This is a genomic window from Vibrio sp. JPW-9-11-11 (genome assembly GCF_013369335.1).
Lineage (GTDB): Bacteria > Pseudomonadota > Gammaproteobacteria > Enterobacterales > Vibrionaceae > Vibrio.
The window spans coordinates 319,972-342,962 of sequence record NZ_SZQJ01000009.1; the positions used below are offsets into that span (position 1 = coordinate 319,972).

22 protein-coding genes are annotated in these 22,991 nt (G+C 45.6%); 8 read left to right on the forward strand and 14 right to left on the reverse strand.

Going from position 1 to position 22,991, the window contains the following annotated elements; all coding sequences use genetic code 11:
- Positions 1-2: 2 nt before the first annotated feature.
- Entirely contained in the window at positions 3-2,060 is a 2,058-nt protein-coding gene (gene helD, locus FCU94_RS13745; RefSeq protein ID WP_176289080.1) for a DNA helicase IV, read from the reverse strand.
- 243 nt (positions 2,061-2,303) lie between these two features.
- On the opposite strand from helD, the gene yccS reads away from it, so the two are divergent.
- The 4 genes from yccS (at position 2,304) to FCU94_RS13765 (ending at position 6,518) form a co-directional block, all read left to right on the forward strand.
- Positions 2,304-4,469 carry a YccS family putative transporter gene (gene yccS, locus FCU94_RS13750; protein WP_176289081.1) on the forward strand — a complete coding sequence of 722 codons (2,166 nt, stop codon included), beginning with the start codon at positions 2,304-2,306 and terminating at the stop codon, positions 4,467-4,469.
- A 133-nt stretch (positions 4,470-4,602) separates the two neighbouring features.
- The gene (locus FCU94_RS13755) at positions 4,603-4,827 is read left to right on the forward strand and encodes a hypothetical protein (RefSeq protein WP_176288829.1); all 225 of its coding nucleotides are present in this window, start codon (positions 4,603-4,605) and stop codon (positions 4,825-4,827) included.
- A 55-nt stretch (positions 4,828-4,882) separates the two neighbouring features.
- Positions 4,883-5,167: a hypothetical protein gene (locus FCU94_RS13760; protein WP_176289082.1), complete on the forward strand. Its 285-nt coding sequence runs from the start codon at positions 4,883-4,885 to the stop codon at positions 5,165-5,167.
- 91 nt (positions 5,168-5,258) lie between these two features.
- On the forward strand, positions 5,259-6,518 hold the full coding sequence (locus tag FCU94_RS13765) for a hydroxymethylglutaryl-CoA reductase (protein WP_176289198.1): 1,260 nt from the start codon (positions 5,259-5,261) through the stop codon (positions 6,516-6,518).
- 32 nt (positions 6,519-6,550) lie between these two features.
- Here the strand turns inward: FCU94_RS13765 and luxQ are convergent, their stop codons facing one another.
- The 6 genes from luxQ to FCU94_RS19315 form a co-directional block, all read right to left on the reverse strand.
- Positions 6,551-9,097, reverse strand: a complete 2,547-nt coding sequence (gene luxQ, locus FCU94_RS13770; RefSeq protein ID WP_176289083.1) for a quorum-sensing autoinducer 2 sensor kinase/phosphatase LuxQ — start codon at positions 9,095-9,097, stop codon at positions 6,551-6,553.
- Between the two features lie 8 nt (positions 9,098-9,105).
- Positions 9,106-10,203 carry a substrate-binding domain-containing protein gene (locus FCU94_RS13775; protein ID WP_176289084.1) on the reverse strand — a complete coding sequence of 366 codons (1,098 nt, stop codon included), beginning with the start codon at positions 10,201-10,203 and terminating at the stop codon, positions 9,106-9,108.
- A 138-nt stretch (positions 10,204-10,341) separates the two neighbouring features.
- Positions 10,342-11,499: a conjugal transfer protein TraF gene (traF, locus tag FCU94_RS13780; protein ID WP_176289085.1), complete on the reverse strand. Its 1,158-nt coding sequence runs from the start codon at positions 11,497-11,499 to the stop codon at positions 10,342-10,344.
- A 66-nt stretch (positions 11,500-11,565) separates the two neighbouring features.
- A complete protein-coding gene (locus tag FCU94_RS13785; protein WP_176289086.1) occupies positions 11,566-11,874 on the reverse strand; it encodes a GIY-YIG nuclease family protein in 309 nt (102 codons plus the stop codon).
- Positions 11,874-12,521, reverse strand: a complete 648-nt coding sequence (locus FCU94_RS13790; protein WP_176289087.1) for a YceH family protein — start codon at positions 12,519-12,521, stop codon at positions 11,874-11,876. Before FCU94_RS13790 ends, FCU94_RS13785 begins: the two co-directional genes overlap by 1 nt.
- 35 nt (positions 12,522-12,556) lie before the next feature.
- Positions 12,557-12,748 (reverse strand): hypothetical protein, encoded by a 192-nt coding sequence (locus FCU94_RS19315; RefSeq protein WP_255199272.1) that lies wholly within the window; start codon positions 12,746-12,748, stop codon positions 12,557-12,559.
- A 184-nt stretch (positions 12,749-12,932) separates the two neighbouring features.
- Here FCU94_RS19315 and FCU94_RS13795 point away from each other — a divergent pair, with 184 nt between their 5' ends.
- Entirely contained in the window at positions 12,933-13,250 is a 318-nt protein-coding gene (locus FCU94_RS13795; RefSeq protein WP_176289088.1) for a DUF496 family protein, read from the forward strand.
- A gap of 293 nt (positions 13,251-13,543) precedes the next feature.
- Positions 13,544-13,789 (forward strand): YgjV family protein, encoded by a 246-nt coding sequence (locus tag FCU94_RS13800; protein ID WP_176289089.1) that lies wholly within the window; start codon positions 13,544-13,546, stop codon positions 13,787-13,789.
- Between the two features lie 61 nt (positions 13,790-13,850).
- On the opposite strand, the gene FCU94_RS13805 is transcribed toward FCU94_RS13800, so the two are convergent.
- Positions 13,851-15,002 carry an HD-GYP domain-containing protein gene (locus FCU94_RS13805; protein WP_176289090.1) on the reverse strand — a complete coding sequence of 384 codons (1,152 nt, stop codon included), beginning with the start codon at positions 15,000-15,002 and terminating at the stop codon, positions 13,851-13,853.
- Positions 15,003-15,291: 289 nt separating this feature from the next.
- Entirely contained in the window at positions 15,292-15,909 is a 618-nt protein-coding gene (locus tag FCU94_RS13810) for an OmpA family protein (protein WP_176289091.1), read from the reverse strand.
- Positions 15,910-16,159: 250 nt separating this feature from the next.
- Here FCU94_RS13810 and FCU94_RS13815 point away from each other — a divergent pair, with 250 nt between their 5' ends.
- Positions 16,160-16,780, forward strand: coding sequence for a thiol:disulfide interchange protein DsbA/DsbL (locus FCU94_RS13815; protein WP_176289092.1), 621 nt, complete (start codon positions 16,160-16,162; stop codon positions 16,778-16,780).
- 16 nt (positions 16,781-16,796) lie between these two features.
- Complete coding sequence (locus FCU94_RS13820; RefSeq protein WP_176289093.1) at positions 16,797-17,270, forward strand: FKBP-type peptidyl-prolyl cis-trans isomerase; 474 nt, start codon at positions 16,797-16,799, stop codon at positions 17,268-17,270.
- Between the two features lie 36 nt (positions 17,271-17,306).
- On the opposite strand, the gene FCU94_RS13825 is transcribed toward FCU94_RS13820, so the two are convergent.
- The 5 genes from FCU94_RS13825 to nrdD form a co-directional block, all read right to left on the reverse strand.
- A complete protein-coding gene (locus FCU94_RS13825) occupies positions 17,307-17,708 on the reverse strand; it encodes an NUDIX hydrolase (protein WP_176289094.1) in 402 nt (133 codons plus the stop codon).
- 231 nt (positions 17,709-17,939) lie between these two features.
- Positions 17,940-18,614: an ATP-dependent zinc protease family protein gene (locus FCU94_RS13830; protein WP_176289095.1), complete on the reverse strand. Its 675-nt coding sequence runs from the start codon at positions 18,612-18,614 to the stop codon at positions 17,940-17,942.
- 64 nt (positions 18,615-18,678) lie between these two features.
- The gene (locus tag FCU94_RS13835) at positions 18,679-19,860 is read right to left on the reverse strand and encodes an amino acid aminotransferase (RefSeq protein WP_176289096.1); all 1,182 of its coding nucleotides are present in this window, start codon (positions 19,858-19,860) and stop codon (positions 18,679-18,681) included.
- Positions 19,861-20,035: 175 nt separating this feature from the next.
- Positions 20,036-20,503, reverse strand: a complete 468-nt coding sequence (gene nrdG, locus FCU94_RS13840) for an anaerobic ribonucleoside-triphosphate reductase-activating protein (protein WP_176289097.1) — start codon at positions 20,501-20,503, stop codon at positions 20,036-20,038.
- Positions 20,504-20,578: 75 nt separating this feature from the next.
- The gene (nrdD, locus tag FCU94_RS13845; protein ID WP_176289098.1) at positions 20,579-22,699 is read right to left on the reverse strand and encodes an anaerobic ribonucleoside-triphosphate reductase; all 2,121 of its coding nucleotides are present in this window, start codon (positions 22,697-22,699) and stop codon (positions 20,579-20,581) included.
- Positions 22,700-22,991 lie beyond the last annotated feature (292 nt).

Sequence of the window (22,991 nt, forward strand, 5' to 3'; positions counted from 1 at the left end):
CTCTATTTCGCTGTGATTACGGGATAATCTTGCTCTAGTAATTCTTTAACAAAGCACGATCCAGAACCATTGAAGGCAACCCACACCTTCTTTTTCGCTCGGGTCAAAGCAACATAAAAAAGGCGTCGCTCTTCAGCGTATGGAAACTGATCACTCGACTGAGTGAGCGCGTCATTAAGATGAAGTGCTTTGACTCGTGCCGGGAACTGGCCTTCATCGACCCCGACCACAAACACAAAATCGGCTTCTTGGCCTTTGCTAGCATGGCAAGTCATGTAACGAATATCGAGCAGCGCAAACTGTTTTTTCCACTCGGCGAGTAAGTCTGGACAATGATAGTGATTTCGCCCAAGTAACAGCACGCTCTGTATCGACTTGGCACTACGGTTAAGTTGCTCTAAAGTTTTTTCGATGCGGTTTTGTGCGATCAATGTCACCGCCTTACTCTTTTGCTGCTTATGGCTATTGAGTGGCTTGGCGAGTTGAGCTGGGTTTTGCTGAATAAAACGATTCGCCACATCACCGATACGATCATTGAATCGATAGGTCGTATCTAAATAGTGAATGGTTGAGTGCGCAAAGCGAGTCGAAAAGTCGATGGTAAGGTCAACACTCGAGCCCGCGAACTGATAGATAGACTGCCAGTCATCCCCGACAGCAAATAGCACGCTACCTGAGTTTTGCTTGCACAAAGCTTCAACCAGGGCTAAGCGTTGAGGAGAGATATCTTGATACTCATCGATCATAATGTAGCGCCAAGGTGACTTAAACTTGCCGCTTGTGACGCGCTTCGTCGCTTGAGTGATCATCAAGTTGAAATCAATTTCACCCTGCTGCTTGAGGTGCTGTTGCCAAGCTTGATAGCAAGGCCATACCAACGCAAGTTCGCTATTTAAGCGTGCGTAGTCTGAGTGTTCAACTAGCTGTTGTTGAATCTCTTTCTTGGTGGTCGCGATCGCAGCTAGCTGAGCTAATTGCTTTTCCAACCAAGCAATCAGTTTGGGATTCTCCACGTGGCTACCAAGTTCATCATCACCCGCTAAATAAGCGATGGGCCACTTGTTCAAATGCTTTTGCCAACGTTTGAAATTGGTAGGTGTCATCCAGTGCTTTTTAAGCCAATCAATACACCAGTTTAGACGCTGATTATCATCGATCGCTAACGGCGAAATAGTGACAGTGTCACCTTGACTGTTGAGTATCTTCAATCCGAGTTGATGAAAAGTGTTTACCTTGACCGATTCTGCACTTAAACCAATTTTATCGTCTAGTCGCTGTTTCATCTCTTGCGCAGCGTCGCGTCCAAAAGCGAGTAACAAGATTTCATCAGGCCGTGCCAAATGACTTTGCAGCAAATATGCAACGCGGGCGGTCAATACGCTGGTTTTGCCAGATCCTGCGCCTGCTAACACTAGATTATTGTCATCGTTGAGTAAGACCGCCTGTTTCTGGCTCAAGTTAAGTGGCGATGACTCGACTTGTGAAAACAACACTTGCCAGTTTTCAAGTTCCGTTGCCATCCAGCTTTGGTTTCTCATTGTGAGTTGCTGATCAGGATCGATAATCCAAGGTTCAACGCTCGCCATGCGCTTTGGCATTCTGAGTCGTGCGTCTTCAAGGGTCATACCCATTTCCTGCAAATTATCTTCAACTTCCTTACGCCACAACTCGACCTTAGAGTGAGTCAAAAAGCTTGGCTGACGCTGAAAATCGACCACCGCCTCTTCCCAACGAGGAAGGAATTTAAACAACTGTTGACACTGATGTTTGTGCCATTGCTGATAACTGGCGACTGCGTGCCTGGCGAACTCTCGGCACTTCTCTCTTGGTAGGCCTTGTACAAACCATCCGAGACGTTGTTGCTGATGGGGATGAGCATAAAAGAGCAAACCGCACCAGAATAGTCCGTGCTTAATGTCTACCTGACCATTCCACACATTAAATGGAATGCGTTCTTCGAGCGATTCAGAGCCAATAATTAGGGAATCTGAAGCTACTTCGACTTGAAAATACTCTTGCTGAATAAAAAAACGAGCAGTCTTGTTTGCCGATAGCTGCATTGCGTCACTTATCTGTAAAATCCGTTGCCAGCATGATAACTGAATTAGGTTTATTTTTGCGTATTGGGTCGAAAAATTGTTAGCCCAAAGTCGCGATTCACGCATGATTACGATCTTTTGCTCATGGTCAAGTCCTATTTGACTATTTCGTGAGCAAACTGCAAGGTATCTTTATTTAGATCAGGGCGTTACCATATAAAGCTGTTAAGCTATTACTTGGTCGTCGATAAAAGAACCGTTCACGTGAATCTAACCAGTCAGCTACGCCATCTTTGGGCTAATCAAACTGTTAACTATAGCCTGCTTATCCTCGTTACTTTGTTGGGCGTGGTGATCCCAACTTGGTATCTGAGCCTAAATACATGGATTGTACCGCTGATTTTAGGTGTGATAGCGGCAGCGTTGGCCGAGAACGATGACAACTTTACCGGTCGTCTCAAATCGCAATTGCTCACTCTTACCTGTTTCGCCATCGCCGCGTTTTCTATCGAGTTACTGTTTCAAACTCCCTGGTTATTTGCGCTTGGTCTGTTCAGTTCGACATTCGGTTTCATCATGCTTGGCGCAATTGGACCTCGTTACGCTAGTCTCGCTTTCGGCTCTCTTCTTATCGCGATCTACGCAATGTTAGGGGCACATCAAAGCACCAATCTTTGGTTCCAACCGCTATTATTGCTCGCCGGCGCCACTTGGTACTACCTCGTTTCGATGATGTGGTATCTCATCTCACCAATGAAACCTGTTCAGCACAGTCTAGCCGGGGTATTCGAGCACTTAGCCGATTATTTAGAGTCCAAAAGTCAACTATTTCACCCTGCCGAAAACTTAACCCCTCAACCTTATAGAATCGAAGAGGCAAGGCTAAATGCCGCGACAGTCAATGCTTTAAACCAATGTAAAGCGACCTTTCTCAGCCGTTCTAAACGTGGCCATGTCGATGGCGCCAGCGATCGTTTTCTCAATACCTACTTTCTTGCGCAAGACATTCATGAACGCATTAGCTCCACCCACTATCGGTATCAGGAGTTAGCACAACATTTTGCTCGCAGCGATGTACTGTTTCGATTCAAATACCTGCTCGAGAATCAAGCCAAATCCTGTCGTCAGATTGCCCAAGCGATCCGTCTCGGCAATGAGTATCAGCACAGCGGTGAATCAATCGTCGCTCTCGATGAGTTGCAAAATTCCTTACACTTTCTCCAGCAGCAGAACCACCCAACGTGGCGGTTGCTACTGGCGCAACTTGGCTACCTGTTTAACAACTTGGCGACGGTCGAAAAGCAGCTGAGTCAGGTCAATAACCCTGACGCTAACCAACTGGAAGAAGATGTGCTTGACGACACTGAAGCGCATGGTTTCAAAGCCATGTGGCAGCGAATTTCAGCCAACTTTAACCGCGACTCAATGCTATTTCGTCACGCAGTCAGGATGTCGATTGCCTTAAGCTTTGGCTATGGTGTTATTCAGCTATTTGATATTGAGAGAGGGTATTGGATTTTGCTCACTACCCTGTTTGTTTGCCAGCCAAACTACAGTGCTACGCGGCAGAAACTCGTGGCTCGTGTCATCGGTACTGTGGCAGGCTTATTGGTCGGAGTCCCCCTACTCGCCCTGTTTCCATCGCAAGAAAGTCAACTGCTGGTGATAGTGATCTCCGGGGTGGCTTTTTTTGCGTTTCGATTAGCAAATTACGGCTATGCCACTGGTTTTATCACCATATTAGTCTTGTTCTGTTTCAGTCAGCTCGGCGAAGGATTTGACGTTATTTTACCTCGCATCGCCGACACTTTAATTGGTTGTGCGCTCGCGGTCGCGGCTGTCGTCACTATTTTCCCAGATTGGCAATCCAAACGATTGCACAAGGTAATGGCCGATGCGATATCGGCAAATCAAAGCTACCTCGCGCACATCATTGGTCAATATCGTATCGGGAAAAATGATAGCTTGAGTTATCGGATTGCGAGACGCAACGCCCACAACCAAGACGCGAACCTGACCACTGCGATAAGCTCGATGTTGGCAGAGCCGGGGCGTTATGTCTCGGCCGTTGAGGAAAGTTATCGTTTCTTAACTCTCAATCACGCGCTATTAAGTTATATTTCAGCACTAGGCGCGCACCGAACACAAATCGCAGACGATGCCACCCATAAATTGATTCTCGATGCGCATCGTGTGATTCATCAGCATTTAGACGTTTTATTTAACCAACTGAATCAACACAGTGAAGTCTGCGATACGTCAAACATCAACGACACGGCGTTGGAATCGAGACTAAGTGAATGGCGTGACGACGATGACGGTTCTGTACGTATGGTGCTGCAACAGCTTCATCTCATCTACCGAATGCTGCCCGAACTTCACTCATTAGCCAGTAAGTTTGCCGCCCGCGTCGGGCCTAACACGCTCTAATCCCATCATGAGATACGCCCCAACGGGCGTCTCTGACACGGCTCGGACACAATTTCGACATTTTTCCGACACTCGTCAATTAAATCTTCTTTACTATGCCAGAGTGATAATTAAATCCTATAGGGGCAAGGTGATGAACGGAGATATCTCTTACCTATATCAAGGTGAACGTAATCCGTTTGAAGAGCGTATCAATATGACACAACAACAATTTGAACTCATGAAATCTCAGCTTAAAACACTAACGCCACAGCAACTGCGTGTACTAAAAGGGGCGATCAACAGCACCCTTAACGATACACAAGGGGCAATTATCAGTGACGAAGAGATGAAAATGATAGCTAGCCTTTTTTCGTAGCACAACTTGCTCAAATTGCAAACTGATCTTAAGCTTATTGTAAGAGAGGTGTTGTATGTCAGTATCTTCAGTTCAGTCGGGTTATCAGATTGTCGATATGTCATCCAAGATGGCTGAAGAAGCCGCGGCTGAAATTCAGCGCCAGCAACGCAACCTTTCAATGCCAAACGACGATAGCTACGAGTTCAATCAAGTCGAGTTTAAGGCGCCCGTCCCAGAACCATCCGAAATAGAAGCGTTAACGAAACTCTCTAGTGCTGAGCGCTACAGCCAAATTGGTACTAACGTCATCCAACGCGATCAAGAAATGATCGGATCGTTGTTGGATATCCATGTTTAATCCGCTCGAATTTGTTGCAAACCATTAAACCCTTATTGAGTTCACGACAAGTTCGGTTAGAATGCTGACAAATTTATTTCTACAGCTCGTCATGCCGAAACTCAATCTCTCAAAGCACGCAAGACATCAATTTTTTTCCCCAGATAATAGCGCCAACACACTAGAACAAAAACTCAGCCCCAAGTATCAACGTGCGACACAACGATTGACACCTAGTCCATACATATCGGACAAAACCATTGCTAAACGCTGGAGTAAGCTGGCGCAGAGCACCGAGCAACACTTGCTGCTTGATGAACAAACCCAGCGCTATGCTCACGACTACAATAAAAACATCGAGCATTTTATCGGCACAGTAAAAGTTCCTGTCGGCATCGCCGGGCCTTTGAGAGTGAATGGCCTGTATGCAGACAACGACTATTTAGTGCCTCTCGCCACAACCGAAGCGGCGCTGGTTGCCTCATATAACCGAGGGGCGCAATTGATTACGGCAGCGGGGGGCGCCAGTGCCATGTTGATCAATGAAGGAGTCACAAGAACCCCCGCGTTCTTGTTCGACAGCCTAATCGATGCCGGGCAGTTTGTCGCTTGGGTGGCAGGACAGTACGATGGTTTCAAGCAAATTGCCGAATCCACCACTTCTCATGGCAAGCTCCAAGATATTAATGTCAATATTGAAGGGAACCAGGTCTATTTGGTATTTGAGTACCAAACTGGTGATGCGTCTGGTCAAAACATGGTCACCATTGCGACCAATCAAGTCTTTCAGTATATCTTGCAGCACTCGCCAATTGAGCCAAAAGAGGCTTTTCTTGACGGCAACTTATCGGGTGACAAAAAACCCAACTCGTACACCATGCGCCATGTGCGAGGAAAGAAAGTAACCGCAGAGGTTCACCTTTCGAAAGCATTAGTTGAAAAGTATCTTCATACTAGTCCAGAAAAAATGGTCCGTTTTGGTCAAGTCACCACCACTGGTGCAGCGCTGAGTGGTGCAATCGGCGTAAACGCACACTACGCAAATGCGCTTGCGGCGCTTTACATTGCATGTGGTCAAGATGCCGCGTGTGTGGCGGAGTCTGCAGTGGGTATCACCCGCATGGAGCTTAATGCACAAGGGGGGCTGTACGCCTGTGTCACCTTGCCCAACTTAATGTTAGGCACTGTTGGAGGAGGGACAGGACTGCCTAGTCAAAAAGCGTGTTTGGATATTTTAGGTTTACACGGACAAGGTAAGTCTCAAGCCTTGGCTGAGGTAGCCGCCGCACTCTGTTTAGCTGGAGAGCTCTCGATAGTGGGTGCCTTTTGCGCTGGCCACTTCTCTCGTGCACATCAAAAGTTGGCCCGCTGATTGAACGAGCAACCTCAAGGAAGCGCGCAGTTTTAGTGTGCTTCCTTATAGTAACGCTGTTTAAAGTGGATTAATGCTTTATTGAGCGCGAGCTCTTTAATCGGTTTCACAATGACATAGTTTGCACCAGCTCGAAGAAATTCCTGCTTGGTCTCTTCCATTCCATCTGCGGTACAAGCATAGATGGGTATATCGAGTTTTAGCTCATCGCGAATGATTTCGGTCGCTGCGATCCCACCTAGACTTGGCAATTGGTTATCCATCAAGATCAAGTCAACATCGGCATCATTTTGTAAGAACTCGATAGCATTCAATCCATCTTGCACCCAAGTCACTTTCATCCGGTACTTTTCACAAAATGCCTTAGCGATAAAAGCATTGGTATGGTTATCTTCTACCAACAAAACATGTAAGCACTCTTCAAACAACAGTTTAGGCTCAACGAGTAAACCGTTATCATTTTCCGCAACAGGTGGTTTTTGAGTGACTTCTAACGGGATCTTGACCACAAAGTGTGTGCCCCGCTCTACCTTACTCGTTACCGAAATATGGCCATTCAAAATGGTTACTAGGCTGTGAACAATTGCCAAACCCAATCCACTTCCTCCGTACTCACGTGTCGTGGTTGACTCAGCTTGAACAAACGGCTCGAAGATATCCACTAATCGCGCCTCCTCGATGCCGATGCCTGTATCATTGACCTCAATCGTCAAATCACACTGCTTGGGTTTGATGTTGGCATTGAGCAACACATCTATTTGTCCACGGTGAGTAAATTTCACCGCATTACTAACCAAGTTAAAAATGATTTGGTTTAAGCGTACTTGATCACTGTGAACGTAAACGCCAGCGAGATTGTGATGCCTTACATTCAGTTTGACCTGCTTATCACTACATAGAGGCTCAAAGATCTTTTCAACCGTTGTGGTCAGTTCAATCAATTTAAAGGTCGAGTTTTCTATATGAAACTTACCTTGTTCGATTTTCGAAAAGTCTAAGATATCATTTAACACCGCTAATAAATGCTCACCACTATGACACAAAACTTCCATATGCTCTTTGTCTTGTTGATCGTGCATGCGATTTTTTAGCAGTTGTGAAACACCCAAAATACCATTCAAGGGTGTTCTTAGTTCATGACTCATTTTAGCCAAGAAGTCTGCTTGTATACGAGCAGACTCCTCTGCTTGTTCGCGGGCCGCTTGGCTCTGTTTCTCTGCCTCGACAAAGCTAGTAATATCTTGCCCTTGAGCCATCACTTGGACAACCTTACCATCACGCAATATGGGCGATATGTTCCAACGAAACGTAGAACGATAAATACTGGTATTGATTCCGGTTAAGGTCGCCCCTTGAGCCGACATTTTTATCTGCCCTTCTAGCTGTGCAATTAAGCTCTGTCGAGCTTGTTCATGCGAGAAGCAACGTTCACTGGCTGCGTTAACACGTTGCAACTCCCCGTTAGTGCTCCACAAAGTTATCGGAGTAAGTGAGTAATTAAACAAATCCGAAAACTGCTGCTCTTGTTCATTTAGACGTAAGAAGGCGTTATGAAATGACTGGCCTAATCGGTCAAATTCTTCAATATTGGCGCCTTGAAACCGCGCCAACTCTTTTTTATCAATGCTAGACCCCGTGTACTCAAGCAACTTATTAAGTTCAGAGGAGATACGCTTTGCAAGCCAAAAGCGGGTAATGAGCGCAATGGTGACCAGCAAGAGTATGGTCGCAACGACCCACCAATAATGGTTACGAACAAAATTGAGTACATTGGTGTTGTCTTGTACCGTGTAGACAGAGAGAAACGTCGGCACGCCATCAATCAGCAAATCCGTTCTCGATACCATGTAACGACTCGCGTTGAGCGAACTGGAGTACTTTTCTAACCACCCGATTTGTTGCATTTCGGGAACTTTGCTGCTGGTGGCGATAACTTGGTTGTTCACCACCAAGACCACTTCATCAGCGTTGCTGCCTTGGAGTACAGAGTTGACCAATGAAAAGTTATTATTCAGCACAACACCGACGAACAACATGGCTACCACTTCACCACTTTGTGGATCGATAACTGGCGCGCGACGAATCATTAAATAACGCTTGCCTAAGCTAGATGTCACTTGAGATAAGTACCAGTCAGAGCCTGTCGAAACCCCTTGAGCCATTTGACGCATTTTGTCGCGACTGATGCCATAAAAGCCAACACTTTCATCATCCCAGAGAGTCTGTCCGCTGCGAGTAACAAAACGAAAATCAGGAGACAGCTCCGGTGACAATTGGTCAAAGCCATTGAAAAAGCTATTCAACGCAGCGTCGTCATTTTGCAACACTCCCTGAAGTAAAAATGCGCTCCGACCGTGGCTGTCTTGTTGAATTTCTAGTGACTTAAGTCGGTTGTCAACAATCTCTTGGACCAAGCTCTGAGTTTGCTTTTTACTACGGTCTATCTCTTGGGCGACGACTTGTCGGTTAACTTGGTAGTTCTGGATCACAATGATCACTACCAACACTGCGATAATCAGAAATATCGAACGTGTAAGTAGCTGTGCTAAATGCCGTTGGCGGCGTCGCAGTGATCCCATACTCAACCCTACCGATCCGAGTATCGAAATGCGTGTTGCTTTAATTGATTGACCTTGGCCGCACTATCTTTACTTGTAACCAACTCAAAGTCTCCAGAATACACTTGGGGTACAGGCTTGCCTTCAATATCCCATTTGATGGCTTCTGCCATCGCTATACCCGTGTCGTCATTCATACGCATTACGGTGACATCGAGTGCACCGCTGGCGATAGCATCTAATTCTGCAGTGCCTCCTCCCCAACCATTGATCAATACTCCTTCTCTGTTCAAATCTTGCAGCGCATCGGCGGCGCCCAAAGCCACATCTGTTGAGCAGGCATAAATAAAGCTCAGATCTTGGTCTTTTTGCAATGCATTTTTAGCCGCTTGATATCCCGACTCTCTTGTCGCTTGAGTGTAAAATGAAGATGAAAGTTGGTAACGTTTGTTATGACTCATCTCTTCGATAAAACTGTCCCCTCGCGCATCACTGACGTAGCCTTCAGAGAAGTACAGTACCGAATAGCGATTTCCTTCGGGTACCGCAGCTTGGTAATACTGCTCTAGAATTTTTGTACCATTTAAATGATCAAACCCGATATACATAAATGGCTGTCTTTCTTGCCAAGCTCGCACTGGAGTGGTGATATTTTGTAGGATCAGCTTGGTCTCAGTTGAGCTTAACAAGTGCTCGATAAACTTGCGATGTCGTGTCGTATCTAAGGTAAAAATCAGATAGTCAGTATTGTTTTGAATCGCATCTAACAGCGATAAGCTTTGTTGTCTTACGTCTACGTTTGGACGAGTGAATACCTGGTTGATGCTATACCGAATTCCTAACTCCTCTAACCTCAGTTCGAAAGCCTTTATGTTGCGGACCCAGTAATCAGAAACCTGTTGACCTGGGTAAACAACCGAAATTGAAATCGCTTTATCTTGAGGCGCATCGAGCGCCATTGGAGGTAACCGTACCGCTTCACTCAACTGTTCGGTTAACTGCTTTTGCTCTGGGTACGCATTAAGGTAGTCATTGTACTGCCAATAACCATTGAGAACTTGCGTCGCATGGCCGAACACAGCTGTTGAAAAGAGCGAAAATAAAGAAAAGATGAGTTTTTTTGACATACTGAACTCTCATTAACCAACTAAACCGATGTATACGTTTTATCTATAAGATGGTGTTTAGTATAAAAAGGGGCCGGGACTAAGAGTGGCCATTAAACCACTCTTTTATCTCGGTTTTTTCATTATGCCGTATAGTATTCAGAACGTAAAAGACAAATTCCCAGAAAGACCAAATTGGTTATCACCGGCATAGCTACCAGCCAAGTCAATGCTCACTAAGTCTCCAGGACTAATGCCAATACCCAACGTCACTTCATCATCCAATGTATCTTGAACATCGGTCTGGTACCCCGCACGCAGCTGAGCCCAGCCGAATGCATTGCCTTCCACACCAACACGGAGGAATTGAGTTTCATCATTGAGGTCTAAAAACCGCTCTTGTTTGGTCATGTCAAAGTCGATCGTTGCTGAAAAATACTCCATCATGTAAGTCCCTGACACGGTCAACTGGGTATTCAGTTTATAACGACTCACACCACCAATATCTTTGGTATCAATCTCTTTTGAAAACAGATCTTTCACTGCAACCCCCAGACGATAGTTGTCGACCAACCAGACTGCCCCTAAATCGAGGTTGAATGCACTCTTTTTGGTTTCACTTTGATCGTAATCGTCCAAGTCGAAATCTTCGACAGACAGGCTCTGTTTATAGGTCTTTAACTGCTGATATTTGGGTGTGACGCCCAACGAGACATCCTGACCAGCAATCGCGACGCGCTTGGCTAATGCAACACCGAACTCTGAGTAGCCAAAGGCGATCATATCAACGTTTGAGTTTTCGTAACGGGTTTGCACTGCGGACGGCGTATTGCCTCCATCGGCGGCGATTTCTGGTGAAGCGACAACCTCAGCATACCCGCGCAAGAACATATTCGCAGACAAGGTGTTAATCGGTAGAGCAACAGCCATGGCCGCGCCACCGGTGACAGCCAAGGGTTTGTTGTCCGAGAGTTGAGTGAGATAATTGTTGAGCGTTGTTGCTTGAGTAGGGTCGCTGCTCCCGCCATTTTCAAATTGCTTGATGGTGTCTTGCAGCGAATCTATGGTATCGAGTGATTCGTCGGTATCACGTAGCGTTGCCCCAACCGCGGGCAATAAAACACCAAAATCGTCACTGTCTCGGTAAATCGCCGTCAGTGCGGGGTTATAGAAAGGTGCCAAGACATAATCTGCACTACTTACACCCGTATTTCCCATGCCGTTTCCACGACCATCGGGGACGACAGTAGCGGCATAGCCCGCACTTGAACAAACCAACAACCCGATGACCACTGTTATTTTATTGAATTGATTCATATCCGTATCAACCTTCTTTTTTAAGATGCATTATCAAGGTTAATACAAAAAACGACACTTTGAGTGCTATAAACCAACCAGTAGCATATCTAGTGTGATCGAGGAATCAGTTTGGAAGGAAATTAAATGTTCTTTCTTTGACTTGGGGAGTTTTTTAATTCGCCACTCATATTTGGACGCCTCACTGCGATTTTCCCCAGCAGGATAACACCACTCTAAAATCAGCGGTGCTTTCCCTTTGAGGGCCTTCGCGCCTTGACCATTTTGATGTTGAGCGAATCGGCGTTCAACATCGGTCGTAATTCCGCAATAAAGCGCTCGACTGGGCATGCGAACCAAATACACATACCACGTATTGGCAGTCTGTGTAGACATTATGCCGTCAATTGCTCCACCAGCGTTTTGAGCTCTGAAAGCTCTTGCTGTAGCGCTTGGACTTGCTGCTCCAACGCGTCAATGCGCTCATCACCACCTGTTGATGCAGTCGGCACGGATAGATTATCGATATCGACATCACCACTAAACAGATGCATGTAACGCGACTCACGTTTTCCTGCTTCACGTGGTAGTTTCACCACTAACGCCCCTTGCTCTCGAGCCGCCATAGACTCCAAAACCGCTTCAACTTCTTTGACATCATTAAACTCAGCTAAGCGATTGGTACGGGTTCTCAGTTCACCTGGCGTTTGCGCGCCGCGCAACAGCAAACAGCAAACGACAGCTTTCTCTTGCTGAGTAAGCTTGAGATCACCAAACTCGGTATTGCAGAAACGGTGTTGGAACTTGCTAGCACGACTATTGAATCCGCTCTCGTCACTGACTAAATGCCTCGCGCTCAAGCTGTCAATTGCCGCTTGTACCTCAACGTCTGACAGGGCCATCACGGGCTCACGATTGCTTTTTTGGTTACACGCAGACGTTAGGCTGTTCAACGTCAGTGGGTAATAGTCCGGAGTCGTCACTTCTTTTTCAATCAGCGCACCGATAACACGCGCCTCTACAGGGGTTAGCTCGATATTCATACCATTTCCTTATCGTTCTTATCTGGGCGCTATTGCTAGTGCTCGGAAAGGATGGGAACTTTCTTAATTTTGCCGTTCTCATCAATCATTATAATTTTGCTGCGGTTTAATTCGACTTCCGTCATTTCTTGGCGGCTGCGCTCGCGCTTGTAGGCTTTGACCAATCTTGCGGCGCGATCTGAATTCCTTTCAGACGATTTGGGAATCACAATGTCTGACGTATGCATCTTAGTTTTAACTCACTGTCACAATAGGTGAATCATATATCGATACTTTTATCGGCTCAATGACTAGCGCGGAGATTGGCGATTATTGCGTCATGCTAAAGTAATGATTGATCTAAAGACTGTTATCACGTCAGATGTTGTGATTTAATCCGGTGAGTTGTTCAAAAAATTAGGAAAGGAAACTATGAGTGGTGTTTTTGAAATCGTAGCCCAAGCACGTCGTAAGAATAAATTAAAGCGTGAGCTTGTTGATAACGAAAAGAAAGTTCGTGATAACCGCAAACGTGTTGACTTGCTTGAAAACCTTATGGATTACATTAAGCCAGACATGAGTAACGAAGAAATCGTTGCTATTATCAAAAATATGAAAGCCGATTATGAAGATCGCGTTGACGATCACATCATCAAGAGTGCAGAGATCTCGAAAGAGCGCCGTGATATCAGCCGACGTATCCGTGAACTGACTGAAGAAGACAAACTAATCCAAGGCAAGAAGAAGTAACCGCCCTCCTCGCTTTGCATCTAGCCTGCCTTGTCGCAGGCTTTTTTATTGCAGCAAGACTGCGTTTATACCAACAAATTTGGTTATTATAATGATGTAAATAGCGTAAAACGTTTGCGTAATCGCTAACCTTCTCCGTTCATATTTTTGGGGCTTTCATCACACATTTAGCCCTGTTATATTTCATGTTAGTGAATCATTTAGACCATTCGAGGCACGGAGCTTCCTCACTTATCTCAAGACGAGAAGAATTGGTACCGACGTAGGGTCGGCAAAATTAAGAGGGTCAAATTATGGATATGGTTGAAATTCTAGGCTACGCAGCTTCTATCATGGTTGCAATCTCACTGACAATGAAAGATATCGTCAAACTGCGCGTACTTAACTTTATCGGTTGTGCGTTGTTTACGGCTTACGGCTTAATGATCGATGCATGGCCTGTTGTCGTAACCAACGGTTTCATTGCTTGCGTTAACGTGTACTTTCTAGCGAAAATGCAGAGCGAAAAAAAAAGCGAGCAAATTAAAAACGCCGCGTAATCGTTAGCCTTACTCTGTTATACAAAGCTCTTGTGCCGTAGGTGCGAGAGCTTTTTTATTATTAGCTCGCCACCACTTCTTTCGTGTCCGTTTTATCGAGGTAACGTTCGCGTATGTGCATGAACTTATCGATATTGTCGAGCAGAGCGTCGACACAGATTGGATCAAACATCTCGCTCTTGTGTTGCTTGATATAATCCAGCACCTTACTGAGCTCCCAAGCCGGCTTGTATGCACGACGACTCAGTAGTGCATCAAAGACATCAGCCATTGTAACAATTCTCGCTTCAAGCGGTATACCTTCATCGCTAAGACCATCGGGCAGACCTTTACCATTGTAGAGTTCATGATGGTGTCGAATAATATTCTTAATGAATGTCACCTCTTGATCACTCACCATTTTCGCTTGTGCCACTTCAATCACTTCGTCAATAATCTGTTCTCCATAAACAGTATGGTTATTCATGATGTGACGTTCTTGGGGGGTAAATCGCTTGGTGCTATACAATATTTCATCTGGAATCATGTATTTACCAATATCATGCAAAGGTGCATACAGTCGAATTCTATGGATAAACTGATGTGTTATGTGCGGGTACTTGGCCGACAATATCCGCGCGATAAGCTCACTGTACATACCCATTCGAATTAAATGTTCTTTGGTTTCAGGATCGCGAGCGTGACCCATTTTCAGCGCAATATTCAAACTCGATTGAAAGTGACGCTGCCCTTCGAACAGTTGAACAAACAGGCCCGATATCACTTGGCATACAAAGGCAAAGTCGCGCTCGACAAATGAATGAGAAAAATAGCCAGGCTCAGAGGCATTAATAAAAATAAAACCAATAGTTTTACCTTGATAACCAATAGGATAGGTATAGCTACTCACATGGCCGTGTCGCAATAACTCTTTCACTCTGTCGGTCTGTTGCATCTCGGTGATATCGTCAATAATGCGCACATGAGCGGTATAGGCGATGCTGCTCAGAGAAGAGTTGTCCGCGAGTGGGTGTTCATCGTAATCAAAGCAGCCAGAAGCAACGAATCTATCCTTCACGTAATAATTGGAGACTCGGTTTTGCTCAATAAGAGCAATGGAAAAACGTGACAGGCTCGTGCTACGCGCCGCTGCGTGTTCGTGAATAGCGTCTAATTTAGAAATTAGCCCGCTTTCTTGTGACGCTATCTGATTTAGAAAACCATAGTCGAACATGCGAATACGTTACCTATTTTGTGTTTTCGAGGACAATATCTCAGAGTTGAGAAAGACTGTATCAAATATTTAACAAAACCCTAACCAGCTGATTTATAAAGTTAGAATTTCATCATAAAATGAAGGGTTATTAAAAGTAGAACGTGAGCGCGGCGTTATTCTTTTGGCTGGTAACGATGCAACATACATGAGTTTATGTCGTTACTATCATGAGAAGCTGCAAAAATCCGCCCGCCAAGTGTTGGCGGGCGGAATCAGTTAGTGATCCGTTTGTCGTGAAAATGACACGCTAGTTGTTGGCCACAATAAACAAAACCTCAACACGTCGATTACAGGCTTTTCCTGCTTTTGTTTTGTTACTACACGCCGGTACATATTCGCCATAGCCTCGGGTAAAAATCGAGTTCATCGCAACATTGTTACTCACCAACTGTTGCTTGACGGCTGTAGCACGTTTCATCGAAAGCGTATCGTTAAAAGTTGGTGCACCAGTGCTGTCGGCATGCCCGTCTATCACTATATCTATACCAGGTTGCGAGGCAAGGTAGCGCCCCATCATATTGAGCCACGCTTCTGAGTCTGAAGAAACACGTGATGATCCCGTATTAAACTTAATGGTGTCTTTTAATTTCACCATGACATGATTTCCGGGTAATAACTCATAGTCGACACCGTTATTGACTAAGAAGTTCTGTAAGTCGCTGTAACTCTGTGTACGTTGTTGACCAAAGGGACCTTTCACACCAGAGCTCGCAATGACGGGTTCACTGCCCCACTCTGGATAGCGAACATCAAAGTCTGACTTGGGCGCGGTATCGAGCAAGTTGTCATCAAACATAGCAATAGTGTCGTCTAAAGTCCCACACCCAGTGAGTAGTAATATCAGTGGTAATACAAAGTGCTTCATTGATTCACCATCGGTTCCTTTTTCATACACCTCTATATCGGCCAACACGCCAATACTTTAGCGCTTTTTACTGCTACTCCCTTAGTAGGCTTTTTCACCCTCCGGTGTGAGCGATAGTTTTCTTCGACACACATTGTTATGTGTTTTTATCAACATCCCTGTTTTACTCAAGAAATGGAACAAGTAGAATTAAGCGACTGTTATGACTCCAATAACCTTCACCCACTAGGTGAGCCTAAGAGGCAATTATATGAACAAAATTTCTTCATTTCTGCTGTTTGCATGCGTGGCCATTCTTGCAGGTTGCTCAGACGATAGCCAACCCCAGCAAGGCAAACAATACACGCAACTTCCTGCCAGTCTAGCCACATTCAGGATGCCGCCGGTCGTGGAAGTGTTTTCCCTCAATTGTGGTCATTGCCGAAAAATGGAGAATGAACTCGCCACTATCGAACAACTGACAAACCAGAGTATTGGTAAAGTCCACGTTACTTTTAATGAAAGCGCCCAGATCGGTGCCATGATTTATTACACTGCAGAGATGCAGTTAGGCCAAAAACCTGACCACACTATGATGACCGAACTGTTTTCAGCCACTCAATTGGGGGATGGCGCGACTCTAGCCGACAAGAAAGCCGCCATCGACCTGGCATTTCATAGTCGCAACTTAACCAGCCCATACGACTTTGACGAGTCACAACAGAAACAACTGTTCGCCGCAATGCAAGTCGCCGATGACATCACCACCCAAGGTGAGATTAACGCGGTTCCAACCTTTATCGTTAACGGTAAATATCAGGTTATCACTAGCGGTCATCAAGACGTTCAAGGCATTGCCAACACCATCAATTTCTTACTTACACAACCCTAACTATCGGAACGGATTTATGTCGAAGATGACCATAGCCATTATTATTTTTGTTTTAGCGTGCTTTTTTATTTACCGCACCTGGACCACGAACAAAGCGGGTGAGCAAAACTTTGCACAAGGACAAGCCTTTTTAATTGAGAATGGCCAAAAGGAAGGCATCGTCACCACACAAAGTGGCCTGCAATATCAAGTGCTGCATAAAGGAGAAGGTACCACCCACCCAACGGCGTCCAATACAGTGAAAGTTCACTACCACGGCACGCTGATTGACGGTACTGTGTTTGATAGTTCAGTCGATCGCGGTGAACCGATTAGCTTTAAACTCAACCAAGTGATCAAAGGTTGGCAAGAAGGCTTAACTTACATGTCTGAGGGTGACAAGTTTCGCTTGTTCATTCCAAGCACATTGGCCTATGGAAAAAGGGGAACTGGCCCTATTCCACCCGCCGCTACTTTGATATTCGATGTGGAATTATTAGAGATTCAGTAACAATAACAAGGCCAATCTTCTCGATTGGCCTGTTTTCTATGCGTTGGACGAAGGTTGAGGTTCGCCGAAACCTATCAAGTGCTTTTCTACAAACTCAACGTCTGCAGCATGTAAGTCATTGAGTGGCAGTTCATTAATCTTGCACCACTCAAACTGGTTGGCATTTGAACTTGGTGTGACTGGTTTAGACCGATTAAAAATCGCGTAATAGATCCGGCCTCCAAAATCGTTGATACCACTAAACGTCGCGACGTGCTCGCCCGCCGCTATCCCAGCAGCTTCATAAAATTCTCGCTTCGCCGCATCCGTCCCTGTTTCATTTGACTTTACGGCGCCACCCGGAAACTGATGTAACTCACCTTGAGTTGAGCATGGGCGTTTTTGAACCAACACCTTACCATCATCATCAACAATGATAGCCATGGCTAAATGCTTCATATCTGACTCCTTTATATTTTTTATTCCATACTGCTTGTAGAGGGTATTTGTTCGCTGACGGCAAAGCTCAGCGATTGAGGGAGTACACAGTATGGTTGACCGACTTAGGCGGCTAAATAGTAACCTAGCAGAGAGTGGTTCGCAGAGGTGAAAGGTAAAAGTATGATCTGAGAAATAAAAAAACCAGTGACATCTAATGCCACTGGTACTGTTTTGTGCGCTAAAACACTATTATTGGTGTTTATCTTGGATGTATTTTTGGCTCACATCGACAACGGCAATATCTTTAAAGAAACTGCGGCCTAAAAGTAGAGGATAGGTAAGATGCGTTCTGTCTGCCAAAGTGAAATCTGTCTTTTCTTTTAGGTCACCGATTTGAATCCAGGCTTCTACGACTGCTCGTTCATGGGTTCCTTCTGAGCTAGACTGACGAATTTTCACCCATCGTTTTACTGGTAAGGCGATTTCCTTACTCTTGATGTTCTCATGCTCAATTTTAAATTTCACCCAGTCTTTACCGTCTCTTTCAAATGGAATGATGTCGACGGCACTTATCGACGACGTCGTCGCCCCTGTGTCTATGCGTGCTCGGAAGTTCTGCTCAAGCCCCGGTACGTAAACCCATTCTTCTTCGCCAAGAAACAGTTTTCCATCGGCCGTTTTTTTAATCGGCTCTTGGACGACTGGCGGTTTGGGTTTTGGCTTAGGTTCGATAGGCGCTTCAACTTCGGGTGTTACAGGCTCTAGCGCGGGTGGTTCAATTTGAGGAGTCTCAGGTTGCGGCTCTACGGGTAACTCGGTTTGAGGTTTTTGTTCTGGTTCGGTCGGGGCTGGCCCTGTGGTGGAACAAGCGACTAAGCCGCCGCTTAACAGAAATGGAATAAACACTTTCCAGTTTTTTTTCATTGGTTCACCTAATCATGATAAAACGGATCTAGATGAAACGGGGCTATGAATAGCCCCGAAAGGTTTAAGCGACGTGGATAATAGCTTGGGCAACGTAAGGAATATCCTTCTCTGTCAAACCCGCAATATTAATTCGACCATCACCAACACCATAGATCCCGAACTCTTCGCGCAAACGCGCCATCTGGTCTTGGCTAAATCCTAGCACAGTAAACATTCCCTTGTGACTTTCGATAAAGTCGAATTGTGAAGTATTATGGTTATTTCTCAACTCGTTACACAAAGTTTGACGCAGGTTTAACAATCGTTGCTGCATTTCACTCAACTCTTGCTTCCATACCGTCGTCAACGATTGATTTTGCAAGATGGTTTTCACCAAAGCGGCCCCATGATCTGGCGGCATGGTGTAGGTAGAGCGTGCCAGAGTAAGTAACTTGCCCTTGGCATTATTGACATCGCTTTGTGATTGACCAACCACAATTGCCGCTCCGGTACGCTCACGATAGAGACCGAAGTTCTTAGAGCATGACGTGGTGATCAGCATTTCTTCGACATTGTCTGCCATGTAACGCAGCCCTTTGGCGTCTTCTTCAAGACCATCGCCAAAGCCTTGATAGGCAATGTCAACAAACGGCGTAAAGCCATTTTTTTGTGCCAACTCAGTAATCGCTTGCCATGCATCAAAATCAATGTCAGCGCCCGTTGGGTTATGGCAACAACCATGTAGAAGGACGACGTCATCCGGACCTGCTGTCGCGAGGTCATCCATCATACGTGCGACATCCACCTGCTTAGTCTCAGGACTAAAATAGTGATAGTGCTTCACTTTTAGCCCCGCGGCTTCCATCACAGGTCGATGGTTGACGTAGCTAGGATTAGAGATCCAAACCGTTGTATTCGGCTGAGCCACCTTCATTAGGTCGCCTAACATGCGCAATGCCCCACTTGCGCCAGGGGTTTGCACCGCAGCAACGCGGTCCATTGCGGAAGTCCCGTCAAGAAGCAGATTAATCATTGATTGGTTAAACTCTTCGCAACCGGCCAGTCCGACGTATGATTTGGTTTTTTGTGTCGCCACGACGATATCTTGTGCTTGTTGAATCGCCTTCATCACAGGCGTTTCACCGGCGCTGTTTTTATAAACGCCAATGCCAAGGTCAACTTTTTCGTCACGCGGGTCGTTGCGGTATGCAACAGAAAGAGAAAGAATAGGATCCAGTGTTGGAGTCGGTAAATGAGAGAACATGAAAGTCACAACCCTTTGAAATTCAAGTAACGGCCATCAACTTATCATCTAACTAATAAATCTAGAAATAAAATTTCAACTAAAAACAGTAAAACAGGATAAAAAACCAAGACAGTTAACAACTATTTAACCTTTCACAACGGCGATAGGTATTTATGCTGCTACTGACCACTATTCACAGTGTAAATTTGTGGATTATCTGATTGGAGCTCCCCCGCCACTCTAAGTTGAGGTCCTTTTTATCTTGTTCAAACTTTCCATCGATCAAGGTATCGATATGACGGATCACTTCTCGTTGAGCATCATCTAGTTCCTCGAGACGATAGCCTGTCCATAACCAAATGTCTTTGCCAGGACACTCTTCCCTCACCCGCTTAACCAAGGCAAGCACTTCATTCACATTGGCCGGATGCAAAGGATCCCCACCAGAAAGCGACAGTCCGCGGCGCTTAATGCGTGTATCATTCAAATCGGCAATGATTCTATCTTGTGCCTCTTGGGTGAAAAATTCACCCGAGTCGACTCGTTGCGTCGATTGGTTGTAACACCCTTTGCACTGATGCACACAGCCAGAAACAAACAGCGTACACCGTGTCCCAGGACCATTAACCACATCAATCGGGTAGTACTGGTGATAATTCATTGCGCTTTCTCAAAATGATAACAACTAAATCCACCAGAGCCCTACTTGTAGGGCCCTGGTAATTGGTGAGCATTATTACAGGTGTTTGACGCGTCGTTTGACTTCTTCCTGCTTACCGAAGTTAAACGGTCTGGCGTCAGGGCTACCGAGATAACCACACACACGGCGTGTCACAGAGACTTTGGTCGAGTCATGGTTGCCACAACTCGGACACGTAAACCCTTTACTTGTGCAGTCAAACTCTCCGTTGTAACCACATTCATAGCATTCATCGATAGGCGTATTGGTTCCGTAGTATGGCACTCGGCTATAGCTGTAATCCCACACATTTTCTAACGCTTCAATATTACGCTGCATGTTCGGGAACTCGCCGTAACAGATGAAGCCACCACTTGAGATTTCTGGGTACGGCATCTCAAAGTCAATCTTGTCGTATGGGTTGACCTTTTTCTCTACGTCTAAGTGGAAACTGTTGGTGTAGTAGCCCTTGTCAGTCACGCCCTTGATCACGCCATACTCTTTGGTGTCGATTCGGCAGAATCGGCTACACAAGTTCTCGCTTGGCGTTCCGTACAAACTGTAGCCGTAGCCAGACTCTTCAGCCCATTGATTCACTTTATCTTTTAGGTATTTGACGATAGCGACGGCTTTTTGTCGTAGCGTCTCATCATCATATAAATGACGGTCGTCACCGAACAGAGCGTTGATCGTCTCATGGATACCGATGTAGCCCAACGAAATAGAAGCGCGACCGTGTTTAAAGATATTGGCAATCGGTTCGTCTGCTTTTAGACGAACACCGCACGCCCCTTCCATGTAAAGAATCGGAGCGACACGAGCTTTCACGTTCTCTAAGCGCGAGATGCGTGTTTCCAAGGCGCGGCGAGCAAGGTCGAGCTTTTCATCCAGTAGTGCGTAAAACGCACTCTCATCACGACTCGCGGCCAAGGCAATGCGTGGCAAGTTAAGGCTCACCACACCAAGGTTGTTGCGCCCTTCATGGATAAGCTCACCATTCTCTTCGTATGTACCAAGGAAACTGCGGCAACCCATAGGGGTCTTAAATGAGCCCGTGATCTCTACCACTTTGTCGTAGTTTAGAATGTCTGGATACATGCGCTTGGACGCACACTCAAGCGCCAGTTGCTTAATGTCGTAGTTCGCATCTTGAGGCTTATGGTTAAGGCCATCTTTAATACCAAAAACAAGCTTTGGAAATACCGCTGTCTTACGGTTCTTACCCAGACCGGCAATACGGTTCTTAAGAATCGACTGTTGGATAAGACGAGATGCCCAACTTGTACCTAGACCGAAACCAAAAGTGACGAATGGTGTTTGCCCATTCGCGGTGTGCAGTGTATTGACTTCGTACTCTAGTGATTGGAATGCGTCATAACACTCTTTCTCGGTGCGTGAAGCCGCGAACTCTTTAGGATTTGGGATATCCCACTCTTTAGCGATCTCAAGATGCTTATCGTAGCTTGTCATCACATAAGGCTCTAACACTTCATCAATACGATTGATGGTTGTACCGCCATAAATGTGGCTTGCTACTTGAGCGATAATTTGTGCAGTAACAGCTGTCGCTGTTGAAATAGATTTAGGCGTATCGATCTCCGCGTTACCCATTTTAAAGCCGTGGGTTAACATGCCTTTCAAATCAATAAGCATGCAGTTGAACATTGGGAAAAACGGCGCGTAATCGAGATCGTGATAATGAATATCGCCCTCTTCGTGGGCTTGAACGATATCACGCGGCAAGATGTGGGTTTTCGCGTAATGCTTTGCAACGATACCTGCTAACAGATCACGCTGAGTAGGAATCACTTTGCCATCTTTGTTGGCGTTCTCGTTGATGAGATCAACATTGCTCTCTTCGATCAGTCCTTCGATTTCACGCGTTAGCGCGCTTTGTTTTTCACGAGCGGTATCGCGATCATGGCGATATTCGATGTATGAACGTGCGAGCGACTTGTACGGTCCCTGCATCAACTCGTTTTCGACTAGGGTTTGGATATCATTAATGTGCACTTCATCGTGATCGTTAAGCTGTAGCTCCACCGCTAACGCGACGTTGAGCGCGTAAATAGCGATTTCTTTATCAACGTGCTCGGCTGCTGATTCCACGGCAGCTTGTATGCGATCCCTGCTAAACGGAGCCCTAGAGCCATCACGCTTGATTACGATTGGTTTCACCTTTTCTCCTTACCCCAGCATACCCACAGACTTATCCACAAACACACTATATAGGGCGATTTATTATTCAACTGACACTACATATTGTGGCGTATTTAACGAAATGCCACTCAATAGAGTATTGATTTTGATCAATAAAAGGAGAGCCTCGCTCAAGATCAAATCGATCTTAGTGGCACTGATCTCAGATAGAAAGAAAATGATGAAAATTGAAAAAATGGTACTAAACCTACTTGATTTTTGTAGACCTCTTATTAGATAAAGGCTGCAACTATTGTCAGGGATTTATCTT